This window comes from Psychrobacter sp. GP33 (assembly GCF_014119005.1).
Taxonomy (GTDB): domain Bacteria; phylum Pseudomonadota; class Gammaproteobacteria; order Pseudomonadales; family Moraxellaceae; genus Psychrobacter.
The window spans coordinates 213,880-227,079 of sequence record NZ_JACGYX010000003.1; the positions used below are offsets into that span (position 1 = coordinate 213,880).

13 protein-coding genes are annotated in these 13,200 nt (G+C 39.0%); 4 read left to right on the forward strand and 9 right to left on the reverse strand.

Annotated elements, in window-relative coordinates:
* Nucleotides 1-131 precede the first annotated feature (131 nt).
* Nucleotides 132-1,061 (forward strand): branched-chain amino acid transaminase, encoded by a 930-nt coding sequence (locus H2245_RS05700; RefSeq protein WP_182406421.1) that lies wholly within the window; start codon nt 132-134, stop codon nt 1,059-1,061.
* A 148-nt stretch (nt 1,062-1,209) separates the two neighbouring features.
* On the opposite strand, the gene H2245_RS05705 is transcribed toward H2245_RS05700, so the two are convergent.
* From H2245_RS05705 to H2245_RS05720, 4 genes are all read right to left on the reverse strand, one after another.
* Nucleotides 1,210-2,190 (reverse strand): ChbG/HpnK family deacetylase, encoded by a 981-nt coding sequence (locus tag H2245_RS05705; RefSeq protein WP_182406422.1) that lies wholly within the window; start codon nt 2,188-2,190, stop codon nt 1,210-1,212.
* Nucleotides 2,187-2,663, reverse strand: a complete 477-nt coding sequence (locus tag H2245_RS05710) for a GtrA family protein (protein WP_182406423.1) — start codon at nt 2,661-2,663, stop codon at nt 2,187-2,189. The genes H2245_RS05705 and H2245_RS05710 overlap by 4 nt, the downstream gene beginning before the upstream one ends.
* Complete coding sequence (locus H2245_RS05715) at nt 2,656-3,792, reverse strand: glycosyltransferase family 2 protein (RefSeq protein WP_182406424.1); 1,137 nt, start codon at nt 3,790-3,792, stop codon at nt 2,656-2,658. The genes H2245_RS05710 and H2245_RS05715 overlap by 8 nt, the downstream gene beginning before the upstream one ends.
* A 105-nt stretch (nt 3,793-3,897) precedes the next feature.
* On the reverse strand, nt 3,898-5,469 hold the full coding sequence (locus tag H2245_RS05720) for a glycosyltransferase family 39 protein (RefSeq protein ID WP_182406425.1): 1,572 nt from the start codon (nt 5,467-5,469) through the stop codon (nt 3,898-3,900).
* 317 nt (nt 5,470-5,786) lie between these two features.
* Here H2245_RS05720 and H2245_RS05725 point away from each other — a divergent pair, with 317 nt between their 5' ends.
* Both H2245_RS05725 and H2245_RS05730 read left to right on the forward strand, forming a co-directional pair.
* The gene (locus H2245_RS05725; RefSeq protein ID WP_182406426.1) at nt 5,787-6,650 is read left to right on the forward strand and encodes a glycosyltransferase; all 864 of its coding nucleotides are present in this window, start codon (nt 5,787-5,789) and stop codon (nt 6,648-6,650) included.
* 71 nt (nt 6,651-6,721) lie between these two features.
* On the forward strand, nt 6,722-7,528 hold the full coding sequence (locus H2245_RS05730) for a glycosyltransferase family 25 protein (protein WP_182406427.1): 807 nt from the start codon (nt 6,722-6,724) through the stop codon (nt 7,526-7,528).
* A 35-nt stretch (nt 7,529-7,563) separates the two neighbouring features.
* Here H2245_RS05730 and H2245_RS05735 read toward each other — a convergent pair whose 3' ends face one another.
* Together H2245_RS05735 and H2245_RS05740 are read right to left on the reverse strand one after the other, a co-directional pair.
* Complete coding sequence (locus H2245_RS05735) at nt 7,564-8,259, reverse strand: putative nucleotide-diphospho-sugar transferase (protein ID WP_182406428.1); 696 nt, start codon at nt 8,257-8,259, stop codon at nt 7,564-7,566.
* A 43-nt stretch (nt 8,260-8,302) separates the two neighbouring features.
* Nucleotides 8,303-9,070, reverse strand: coding sequence for a hypothetical protein (locus tag H2245_RS05740; RefSeq protein WP_182406429.1), 768 nt, complete (start codon nt 9,068-9,070; stop codon nt 8,303-8,305).
* Nucleotides 9,071-9,214: 144 nt separating this feature from the next.
* Between H2245_RS05740 and H2245_RS05745 the strand changes: the two genes are divergently transcribed.
* Complete coding sequence (locus H2245_RS05745; protein WP_182406430.1) at nt 9,215-10,327, forward strand: glycosyltransferase; 1,113 nt, start codon at nt 9,215-9,217, stop codon at nt 10,325-10,327.
* Between the two features lie 7 nt (nt 10,328-10,334).
* On the opposite strand, the gene H2245_RS05750 is transcribed toward H2245_RS05745, so the two are convergent.
* From H2245_RS05750 to H2245_RS05760, 3 genes are all read right to left on the reverse strand, one after another.
* The gene (locus tag H2245_RS05750) at nt 10,335-11,192 is read right to left on the reverse strand and encodes a hypothetical protein (protein WP_182406431.1); all 858 of its coding nucleotides are present in this window, start codon (nt 11,190-11,192) and stop codon (nt 10,335-10,337) included.
* An 87-nt stretch (nt 11,193-11,279) separates the two neighbouring features.
* Complete coding sequence (locus H2245_RS05755) at nt 11,280-11,996, reverse strand: glycosyltransferase (protein WP_259365119.1); 717 nt, start codon at nt 11,994-11,996, stop codon at nt 11,280-11,282.
* A 172-nt stretch (nt 11,997-12,168) separates the two neighbouring features.
* A complete protein-coding gene (locus H2245_RS05760) occupies nt 12,169-13,137 on the reverse strand; it encodes a lysophospholipid acyltransferase family protein (protein ID WP_182406432.1) in 969 nt (322 codons plus the stop codon).
* Nucleotides 13,138-13,200: the final 63 nt, after the last annotated feature.

Consider the following 13,200-nt stretch of genomic DNA (forward strand, 5'->3'; position numbering starts at 1 on the left):
ATAAGAACGGTTAAAATCCGCCTATAAAATATCTATATTTGAAAATGGGCGACAACGATACGGTTTTATTGTATTTTATTTACTCAACGAAAAAGAAAGTTAGACACTTACGCTAGCATAAGGATTATTGAATGGATATGTCAAAAGAAGACGGTAAGCTTTGGATGAATGGTACGATGATTAATCAGCCAGACGCTAAGGTTCATATATTTACCCACAGCTTACATTATGGCATAGCCGTGTTTGAAGGTGTGCGTGCCTATCAAACCGATGATAACCGCACGGCAATTTTTCGCTTAAAAGATCATACTGAGCGTCTGCTTGGTTCTGCTAAGATTTTTCAGTTGGACGTGCCGTTTGATGCTGCAACCCTTGAGCAGGCGCAAAAAGATGTGGTCAAACAAAACAATTTAGCAGAAGCTTATATTCGCCCATTGATTTGGATTGGTGCAGAAAAGCTTGGCTTGTCCTCACGTGATAACAGTATAAATGCCATGGTTGGGGCGTGGCATTGGGGTGCATATCTTGGTGATGAAGGCATTAAAAATGGCATCCGTGTCAAAACTTCATCATATACCCACCATATGCCAAATGTAACCATGTGCAAAGCAAAGGCTTCAAGTAACTATCCTGTATCCATCATGGCGAACCAAGAAGTCACGCGCAGTGGTTATGACGAAGCTATCTTGATGGATCCGCAAGGCTTTGTATGCCAGGGTGCAGGCGAAAACTTATTCTTAGTAAAAGATGGTGTGCTACATACGCCAGATTTAGCAGGCGGTGCATTGGACGGCATCACTCGTCGTACCATCATTCAGTTTGCTAATGACTTGGGTATTAAGGTTATTGAGCGCCGTATCACGCGCGATGAGTTTTACTTAGCCGATGAAATCTTTATGACTGGTACTGCTGCGGAAGTCACGCCTATTCGTGAATATGATGATCGTGTTATTGGCAACGGTGGTCGCGGTGAGCTGACAGAAAAATTGCAAACCTTATATTTTGATGTGGTTCATGGTCGCAATGAGCAATATATGGATTGGTTAAGTTTTATTGATTAAGTCTTTTTGATAAGCAATTCTTATAAGTAATGTCGACAAGTAACAAGCGATATACTAAAAAGCCGAGACTATGATAAGTCTCGGCTTTTTTTAACAAAGAAAGGTATTAGTAATAGTCTTTATAACAGCTATTAGTTATTGACACTAATTATCTAATATCCGACCAACGCAGCAAACGTACGTCGTAATCATATAATAACTGTTCAAATTGATGACTCATTAGCCACTCGTATTCATGCTCACGCGCTATTTTAATCTCATCTTGCCAGTGATTGGCTGGAATGGCAGGATGGCACATAATCAGAGTTGTGGTGACATTATCGGGTAGCGCAATCGGAGCCGCGTGAATGGCTGGGGTAGTGGAGCCATATTGTGCATAGGTACCCAATGATTCAATACTGAAGGGCAATGTATGCAGCGCAGGCGCTAAATATGGTGTGCGTGGGGTATTGGCTAACCAACGCTCCCACAACACTGCAAGCTCTTGAAAACCAGCATCAAAGCCATATACCCCACCAAAATAATCATTTGTCGTAATATGGTTTTCTGAACATAGTTTGCGCCACGCATGACCACCAAGACCGTAAATAATCCAAGATTTGAAATCATTAACCAATGGCATAGTGGCACGTGCGCTAATTGAGTTTCGCGTTTCTTCACCATAACGGGCACTGAGCTCTTTAATCAGGCTCTGACGAATGAAGGGGAACTGATGAATATGTTGGTGACCGTCAATAAAAATAGGCGCGCGACCAAAGGTATTCTCAAAACTATCCAGTTGTCGACGAATGATATCAGTCACTTGTGCTACTTTAAGACGTCGCAGGTAGCTACTTATCACCAAAGATTTTAATGAACTACGCAATTCTGAGGGAAATATACCTGTGAAGTCTAAGTGCAAGCCAATATCTACATTCAATTGTGTCAGTGTACTGATATCACCATCAGTAATATGACCACCTACCATATAGCTACTGGCACCAACACGTCCACGTTCCGCTAGACGAATAACGGCATCATTGACTGCGCTGGACAAGCCAAGATCATCAACATTGATAATAATGGCACGGGCGGATTTTGACGGTAGTGTGCTCTTTTGCCGAGCAGTTTTATGTTTTATTGTAATCATGATTTAAATGCCCAAAGTTTACCCAATGCAAAAGTCATAACAGTAATAATAGCGGTCACGACCAACCATATCAGTATGTAGTAGCGCTCACCTAACCAGTTGAGTCCCAGTACGAACAATCCTTGATTGACTATAAATCCGGCAGCGGAACTGGCGAACCATTTTAGCAGTGTTTGTAACGTATTGGTTTTTTCCCTATAGGACGTGTCTGCGTTGTCTTGACTAGTGTTACTATTGATAGTATCAGGGATAGAATGACGAAAGGTGAGATAAAAATGACCCATAAAGCTAACAATAAATGCCACTAAAAAAGCGAAAATATTTGCTAAAGCTGGGCGAGTGGCAGTGATATTAACGATACCAACCAGCACTAAAAAATGCACTAGAGCCGCACTTGCACCTACTACCAAAAACCAAAGCGCCTGCTTAGATGATGACGGTTTAGACGACGATGTCGTGCTGGCATTATTCATGACTAGTAGGAGCAGTAGGCGAATGCATTTGAAGAATAGAGCGGTTCTCTACCTTCTCATTTATAATGTTGTCATTAACAATGCAATTATTTGCAGCATTTTCGTTACCATCATTACTACTAATGGTCTCACTAATCAAGTATAGAGGACGCTGTTTTACTTCTTCATATAGTCTGCCGATATATTCACCAATCACGCCAATACATACCAGCTGAATGCCTGTTGAGAACATAATACCAGCCGCTACTGTCGCCCAACCTTCAACATCATTGCCAAATAATATTGTTTCAATAACAATATACAAGCCATATAAGAAAGCCAGTGCGGAGACTGCAAAGCCCATCCGTGATATTAACCGTAACGGCTTTTGTGAAAAAGAGGTAATGCCGACCAGTGCTAACTCAAATAAACTGCCAAAGTTAAATTTGCTCTCACCAGTATCGCGATTGTCCGCAGTAAATGGTAGATAAACCGTGTTAAAACCAACCCAAGCGTACAAGCCTTTCATAAACCGTTGCCGCTCAGGAAGTGCGCGCAATGCCAGCACCACCTTACGATTCATCACTCGAAAATCACCAGCATTGGGTCGAATCTTATAGCGTTGGCTGTCTTGAATAAAATGATAGAAACTACCTTTTAATGCCTTTGCAACTCGACTTTCATGAGGGCGGTCTGCTTGAATACCTGCCACCATGTCGATATCAGACTGCGTCATCATAGTGAGCATTTGTGCTAATACGGATAAAGGGTGCTGACCATCCGCATCAATCATTGTCACAAGCTCACCTTCTGCGATGGCAAGACCAGCGCTCAATGCAGGCTCCTTACCAAAGTTACGCGATAATCGCACCAAATGCAATGTCGTATTTAGTGGGCAGATAGGCATTAATCGCTTGACCACGCCGACCACATCATCACGGCTACCATCATCAATAATGATAATCTCGCAGTTTGCTAAAGGTTTATTTGCAAGGCTATCTTGATGAGAAGATTTAAGTCCAGCACTATCATTAGTATGAGCAGGCAATGCTGCCGTGAAGGCAAACACTTGAGGTAAAAATGATTGCAAAGCTTCTGCATCATTATACGCTGGCATAATAAGCGACAAATAAGGCTGGACTTTAGACATGAATACACTCATTAGCATTGGTTAGCAGGAATAACTACCGAACAGTTATGCATGGATATCTATTTCTTATGATGATTACTGTACCGATTGTCATTATGTTGACGATTATCGTACCGACTTTTGGCAATGTATTGGCACATAAGCCACCCAATTCACAATAAGTGATAGCTTAGCATTACTATCGCGCCAATTAACTTGCCATTGGCCTTGATGTTTAACCCAACCTTTATTCGTACTATTAAGCGCAGTATTAGTCAACTCATCGAGCAGGGGCAATTCAATATCATTATTATCTTGCCACATTACTAACGTACCATTTTTTTGTAGGCGCTCGCTTGTCATCCATGGTGAGTGGCTTGCAGGTCCTGAAATCATTTGTGAAGGAAAGCCATTATTCATCGCAACCAATGCACCAAGCCAGCGATCACCTGACACGCTATCTAAAGTACAGATGCTTAATGACTGCCATGTCTCTTGCGCCTGCGCAGCTAATGCCTGTTCAGGCCACTGCATACGAGAAGGTTTATGGCGTATTTTATCACCGAAACCCACATATACCATCATCAATACTGTGGCAAGTATCAACCAGATAGTTAAGGCTTTACGAAGTTTTACCGTGGCTACAGCCTGTGCAGCAGGGATAATAAATGACGCTGCCAATAATCCTGACAGTCCCCACATAGGCATACCCCACATATCACGCAGACCAATGCCAAACACTAAACTTAATACAACCACCACCATCATGGGTGCGATCCAAAGATACCACAACAGTGCTGCACCAGCTGGTAAGTTATGCTTGTAGGAATATACACTAAATAGACGCTTACGATTAAAAATAAGCATCAATAATAAAGGAGTATGGGCAGCCAACTGGGCTGCGATAAAACCAATCCCACTAAAATGGCGCTTAATACTGCTGGCAAGCGCACTTCCTTCTTGTGAGCGTCCATTAGCATAACTAAGCGGCAGCCAATCATTCTGTATCAGCCAATACAGATGCGGTGAAAAAATAATTAGCATGATAAAGGCAGCGAGCCATGGTTGCGGTTTTTTAAGAAGTGCCCACTGTTTTGGTAATGCTAAGTAAAGCGCCATAGGAATCAGCAAAAAGATGACGGTATATTTCGTCAACATTCCTATACCGCCCAATACTCCAAGCAATATCCAGTCAGTCAATAGATTACGCGTTAACGCTTGATAAAAAGCTAAGTATAGCCCGACCCAAATAGGAAATTGAGCAATATTATGGTTGAATTCAAGGCTTGGATAGACATAATAAGTGACCGCAAGGGTCAACACACTACCGAGTAATGCCGTCTCTTTTGACCAAACTTTTTTACCCAGCTGATAAACTAAAACAAGCGTCAGTAAAATATACAATTGACTGAGTAAATAAGGACCAATATGTCCAAATATTCGGTAAAAACTGTACAATACCCAAGAGGAGAAAGGCGGATGCTTATAATAGCCCCATTGCCATTCACTGCCCCAATTAATACCTTCGCTGACGTCAAGTGGTACACTGCTGGAGAGGAAAGCTGGCGCAACCGTCCAAATCAGGAAGTAAGCCAATAAGAAAAAACCAAACAACTGCCAGTTTTTTTGTCTATCAATAATGCCATCACATGGTAACATTGTATGAGAGTTGGGCTCGTTGTTGAAGAACTGGGTCATGACTACACTCTTCTTATCATTCGATCGGCACCGTGCCCGAAATTACGTAACTCGTTTTATCACAGTAATTTATAATTACGATGGACTAATATTGTAAAGTTGAGCGATATTATAGAGAGTATCGATAAGTGATAATAGTAAGAAAATATTTATTCTGCGGTATAGAGTTAATCTCCCAAATTATTGTTGTGTGAAATATGTAACGTAAATCAGCTAAACACTATATAAATAAGCACGATATTAATTTTTTAATTCATGCTTTTAAAAGCTACGCAATACCCATTTCCGAATGGTTCATTAGATTAAGAGAGTATATTATGGACGATGAAGTTATCAAAGTATTTGTTGGATGTGATCCCAACAACTGTGATTTAGAACAGATGATGGTACTGGATTACAGCATTCATAAGCATACCAGCTTACCTGTTGAAATTGTATGGATGCAACTATCACGCGATCCTAACAGTTATTGGTACTCAAACCCTGAAACGGGTGAGGGCTGGAATACATCTAAATGGGCAACGCCTTTCTCAGGATTCCGCTGGGCAATTCCAGAGTATTGCGATTTTACTGGAAAAGCGATTTATATGGATGCTGATGTTGTTATTCTAAGCGATTTAGCAGAACTATGGAATTATCCTATTGGTGGACAAGCGATAGTAGCCGCAAAAACAAATGCCGATATGATCCGTTTATGTACTTGTGTATGGGACTGTAGTGCTGCAAAAAATGTAGTATTACCCATTGAACAGTTAAAAAAAGATATTAATGCTCATAAATTAATGATGAGTATGATTGAGAAGAACCCACAGTTGGTTGAACCTTATCAAGACAGTTATAATTGTGTAGACGGAGAATCATTAGCGATAGAAGAAATCAAGATACTACACTACTCAGATATGGGTACTCAGTTTAGTCATAAATATGCATTAGCAAGAGTGAAGGAAGAAGGTTTTCAGCATTGGTTTGATGGCAATATCATGCCACATCCAAGATTAGAGCTGGTCGAGTTATTTGATAGCTATTATAATGAAGCGCTTGCTGCTGGTCATCAGCTCGATAGCTATCGCATAGACCCTTTTGGACGCTTTCCAAAAAAGACCCATCGTCGCTATAAAGGTAATAGAATAACCCGCCCAAAAGATTCCAAATCATTTTTTTCGCGATTTTTTAACCGTTGAACTGTCAAATGAAACTGTTAATTATCATTAAAAGATAGCTCTATTTTTAATTACGGATTTTTGAGAACTTAATGAAAAAGCTTATTATTAGTTTAGAAAATGCTCACGATAGAAGGCAGCACATAAAAGAACAGTTTGAAAGTAATAATATTTCTTATGAGTTTTTTGATGCAGTCAATGCCACTCAGATTGACACTGTTGCTAAGAAATTGAATATTCCAATTACTAATACACGACTAGGGACAAATGAAATCGCCTGTTTTTTGAGTCATGCTAGCATTTGGCAGTTAGCTGTAGAAAATAATTATCCATATGTTTGCGTTTTTGAGGATGATGTTTATTTAGGTGAAAATGCAGAATTTTATTTGAATAATATCTTAGAATGGAAGCCTGATGACGCTCACATCTTGAAACTAGAAGTTTATAATAAAGACATTAAAGTTAATGGACGCTTTAAAAGCCTAAAGGTTGGCGACAGAAAACTTGTAAAATTGGCGACAAAGCATACTGGCTGTGCAGGGTATGTAATTACACTCGAAACCGCTCATATTTTACTCGATATAGTACGAAATTATGAGGGATTAATTCCTGTTGACCATATTGTTTTTGGTGATTTTTTACATAATTATGATGCTAATATATATCAGATTTTGCCTGCAATTTGCATTCAAAGTCAGCATTATAAGCATGCTAAATCACTCATTAGTTATCTTGAGCATGAAAGAAATGATAGATATGGAATGCCTAAAAATAATAAGAAATTTATGGATAAGGTAGTTAGAGAAGGAAAACGACTAATTAAACAACCTATCAATATTATTGAAAGGATTAACCTTAGATTAAAAGGGATTAAAGAGCTAAGATTAACCTTTAGATGAAGAATATGCTATTGGGTTTTAGAGGTCTTAAAATATTAGCTAAATATACTGTATGCTATGATAGCAATAACAACTAAAACTCCTAAACCAATAATCCGATTGCGTGTTCTTATGTTTTTCCTTTTAAGCTTTGTTTGACCACGACTTGCTTGGTATTGTTCGATATAAACTTCACCATCGTAGTTTTTATCAAATATTTTTATATAACCGGGGTTTAGTGGCTCGACAGTTAAGGTATCGCCAAGCTTGTCCATAGCAACATCCAAACTGTCCTGATCAACTTGAGTGCGTTTGCCATTCACCTGCTCAGTAATCCATTGTTCAACAAGTTTAGTAGTGTTGTTGGTATTTTTAAAGAACATGGTGCTGGCTAGATAATCATGCGACATACCAGGCATCCCTTTGGTTTTGTAAAAGGCAACGTCTGCTACGATACGATTAAAGTAATCCAAAGGTTTTTTTACAAGCGCATCAGCGTCTAAATATAAGATATCTTTTTCTGAAAATTGCTGTAAACATTCTAAGATGAAATGTGGTTTGATGCGGGTATTTGCTTCCCAATATCCTGCATCTTCGACTTCTTTAAAATAATAATTTAAGTTGAAATCGTCAAGAGATTGTTTTAAAGACATCGCATGATCGCGATAGCTGTCGGTGTAGAAGCAACACACAAGAAAGCTATCAGGAGCATTCATATTTATAAAAGATGAAGAGGGTAAAGTTGTTGTCATGAGTCACTCAATAAATTAAAAACAAGTAAGATGGTTCAAAAACTTAAAGTGAGTCTGACCACCATTTAGATTTTTCGTCTTTGTGTAATGCGCGCATAGTAGCAAAGGCACTATCATTACTTTGCAGCTTATCAAAAACGTTCAATAATATAGACGTTGCTAGCTTATCAGAGTGAGAAAAACTTTCATAACGGTTACGCATATTTTTTAAAGTGTCGTCGGAACCGATACGAAAATAGGTTAAGCCATTGTATAAAGGAAGGTCACTGCGATAAAGTGCTTCTATGTTGTCATCGACTAAGGGTATAGAGTCAGAATCAAACTGTAAAAAATTTTTGGTTTCGTAAACTCTGAGCGTATTCATGAGAGTGGAGACATTCAACAAAATAGCAGCTCTAACCCTATCATTTGTCTGATCAATAAACGTATCACAAGCTGAAATAATCCATCGTAGCGATAAATGATTTAATAAATAATCTGTTTCTGTATTCCATAGATTCTCAAATTCAGCAAAGGTCTCATCCGTTTTGTAGCCTCGACGTAGTAATACAATTAAGTTCGCATGATAAAAACACAGTTCCGACTGTTCAATAAATTGATGCTTTAAGTTATCCAAATGCTCTTTTAAATCCTTTGTGCGAGGCTTATTAGTTATAGCCATAGGATTGCACATTGAGGGAGTAATAATCGAAGCCTTCATCTCATCAATACTTTTTTCAGTAAATCTATTAATAATTGCTTTAGCATTAAGTGTTTTTTCACTCTTAAATAATAAAATAAGCTGACGCTGCCATCCTGAAGATGTTGTCATATCATTAAAGCCTTGCTCATAAAGATAATTATATTGAATTGTTGCATGGAGTAGTTCAGTGAAGTAGTTTGACAAATATTATGACATTAATCTACTGATGCTCAGTATTTATCTTTAGAACTTACTAAATATATTAAGAATCTTATGAATCCACCCATTATCTTATTCATCTTAAAAGCACTGGAAGGGCGCGGTGCAGAACGCATGGTCACGACATTAGCGCGTGCTTATATTGAGATGAGCTATGATGTGCATGTATTGTGTTTAGAGGACACAAAGGATATGCGCTTAGACCCTCGCGTACATTACCATATCGTGCATTATAATGAGCCGTTATTGGATACAGAAATGGAGCAGGCAGCGACTTATAAACAAGTTGCAGGGCGCATCGATAACTATGTGCTTAAGAATATAGGAATGCCTGAACTAATTCTGGCGAATATCTACAAAGTCAATTGGATTATGGCATATAGTCAGTTGCCTAATATCGTAAATGTCTTACATACCGCGTTATCCAGACAGTTTGAAGAGGATTTAAAGAGCACTCCTAAACAGATGATTAAACATTTAAAAATAGTTTATCGCGCTCATCCTTGTAGCTGTGTGAGTGATGGCGCGCGTCAAGACTTGTTAGCTCTTATCGGTAATTCTGATAAAGTAACGAAGATCTATAACCCCTGTGATGTGAATCAAATCCAAAAATTGGCAAGCCAGCCTTTTTCTCTTAAAGAATTTGGCTTGACTAATAAAAGCTATATCATTCATGTTGGTTCATTTGACAGTATGAAAGGTCATCGAGACTTGCTGCACGCTTATGCTAAAACACAGCGTAAGCTGCCATTAATTTTGGTCGGTAAAGGGCGACTTGAAGAAGAAATTAAACAGCTGGCATGTGAATTAAGTATTAATAACGATATCAAATTTTTGGGATTTCAAAACAATCCTTATCCTCTTATTGCTAATGCTGCATTGCTGATATTAAGCTCAAAATTTGAAGGGTTTGGCTACGTTATCGTTGAAGCGCAAGCATTGAATGTACCGGTGATTAGCACCGACTGCCCATTTGGTCCAAGAGAGTTGTTACCCAAGAAAAACCTAGTTGATGTTGGTGATATCGACGGATTGTCAGTTCTAATAGATGAGGCTGTAGTGTGTCCAGACACTTACAATGTACCTCTTAAGCAGCAATTGTCACCCATTATTATTGCTCAACAGTATTTAGATTTTTTATTATCAATAAAGAATGATACTAATTAAAAGATCATTAATTAAAATTAAAAAGAGATTGAGAAATAGGGGAATGGTTGATAACTGATACGCCGTGCGATTTATAGACTTTAGCCAATAAATCAAAGGATGGCACAATACGCTCATGAACTGCTTTGTCGAGTTTACTTGGTGCGCTATTGCTAGCGCTTTCATAAAATCGTGGCTGGCTGCTGTTTAGTAAGTCAATACCGTACAAATGAATAGCACTTGCTTGACGAGCAAATGCCAATTGCATTGCTACATAGGCAACCGTTCCCGCCTCTACAAATCCATGAGTAATATCAAGTGATACACCAATGGCAGCAGGCTTATGACTTGCATCAATTATAAAATGGTCATCATCTGTAAAACAAGATAATGGCTTTCTTCTATGCAGCCATTTATTTTTAAAGGTCAACTTACTTAATAAAGATTGGTTTGATTTGACGCCCCAGGGTCTATCAACTGGGTATAAGATGCGCATTGAATCATAATAAGTGCACATGATTTCGGGGTGCGTGATTACCATTGCCTCGAACACTGCTAAAGTAGCATATAAAGGCTGCCCTTTATAGTAGGTCTGTAAAATCTCAGGTTGATGATTGATAAAGCGATCATCACTAATCACATAACCTACTACTCTAGTGAAATCATGTTGACCAATAAGGCTAATACTGCCATTGATAAAAATAGTAGCAGTATCTTGCAGCATTGAAAATGATAATTCAGAAATTGAAGGACCGGAGGCAATAATATTAACGGCTTGCCCATGTAGATTCTGTTGTGCTTCACTGGCATTAAACGCTTTAATAGTAATCAGCTGATCGTTAATAACAAAATCAGCGGTAGGAGGTAATGCCAGATTTAGCACCATATTATAATCCGATTTAGTCAGTGATTGTTTTCTACAGGGTTGCAATAAGCCTAAACAACAGATATTAACGCCTATTTATGAAGGGTGTTACTGCCAATAATCTTGTAACCAAGGGCTTGGTTTGACATGACGATACCATTTTCCGCCGCCTCCACGAATGGCATCGGGTGGATTAATTTCTCCGTGAAAAATGACGATTTTTGCCCCTTCAGGCAGATAAGGCGCGCGTACGAAATTTAATGGAGTAGGCGCCATACATTGGTATTTAAAGCTGACACACCACGTTTTATCCCAATATTCTAAATGATGATGTTCACGCAGATAGTTGGACAAGTACGCCTGCTCATGGCGAACTTGAGTGCGAATGGTTTCAAAGTTGCGCTCAAAATTTGCTAGCAAATCAGGATATGTACCCATACCAATATTAAAACGATAAACCGAGCTGTTACCGATCATACGCCACGGTTTTTTCCAATCACGGATAATCACCACGCTATCGTCGTGCTCAGTTTGATAAGTAAAAAACGCATCGATGTTATCTACAATAACGATATCAATATCTAAAAATAATGCGACACCTTTTAAATCATATAATTCTGGTTTAAAGGTGGTGAGTTTTTTCCAGCCTCGTTCTGGTCCTGCTGGTAGATTAAGTTCCGGTATAGGGTAGCACTGTACCGCAGCATCAATACCAACACTGTCATCGGTTAAGCAGACCATTTGAAAATCTAAGGTTAAATGACGACTGACCATATTATATAGACGGTTAACATACTCGGCACCGTATTTATCACCCCACTTCATACAAATAATATAGCGCTGTTCAGGCACATTAATGTCTGTTTCTAGGACAGAAGAAGATGAATTTCCAGTTGCGTCAATTGCCATGATGCGCTCGTATTAGTATTGATAAAAGTAAAGTTACTCGTTTATCTTAGCGTAAACCGTCTTATTTGTATGTTGCAATCATGAATGCTCAATCTTTAACGTTTTCATCGTGAATGCTATGAACATCACCGTCCATATAATTGTTAGAAGAATACTGGGTACGGATAAACGTATCAAGTGTTGCAGGGTCTGCGCGATACGGGTCGTTTAAATAAGGTATATGTTTAAAACGCCGATAACCCCACATATAATGACTGAAATTTGCTTGAATCATCTGTTCCATTGCCTGATTTAAGGCATAGGTAGAGATAGACACATTACGGTCATATAGCGCCGGATCGTTTAATTGATAGCAATAAATATCAAATCCCTGTCCGTCATCACGTCGAATACAAGACAGACCTACCAAAGCACACTTTGTTTTGCTTGCTAACTTGGAAGCAAGGGTACTGGTGAGCGTTTCAATACCAAAAAATGGTACCACGACGCCACCTGATGGTTCGGGTACATGGTCGGGTAGTACGATGCTAAAGCCACCTTGCTTAAGGGTTTTAAATACTGCTTTCACACCGCTACCATCAGTCGGGACTAAGGTAGCATTTAGCCGTGCCCGTCCTTGTAATATAAAGTTATTGGTAATATCGCCTTTAACAGGCTTATACATGATGGTTGGCGCGCCAAATTGATTAAGCCACGCATTCATCATCTCCCATGTTCCTAAGTGCGGTACGATGGCGAGCATTCCGTTAGGATTGGCAAGCCCTTCTAATAGGATTTCTTTATGATGAACATCACGAATTTGAGCGATGCTCCATTTAGGCGACATCGCCCAACTTTTAATAGATTCAACACTGCTTAAGCATTGATTTTGCACAATACTTTTAACCAACGCTTGTTTTTGCGTATCTGTTAACGTCTGAGCAACCAGTTGCAAATTAATATTAATGGTGCGCATGATACTTAAGTTTGGGAACTTTACAATAACCCACGCAGCAAAACGTGCCAGCGTCTGCAAGACAGACAGTGGCACGAATTTAAATATTTCATATGGATTCATAATCACTCACATATTTGTGATTGATATGCTCGTAAAGGGCATATCAATCACGGGCATATAAGT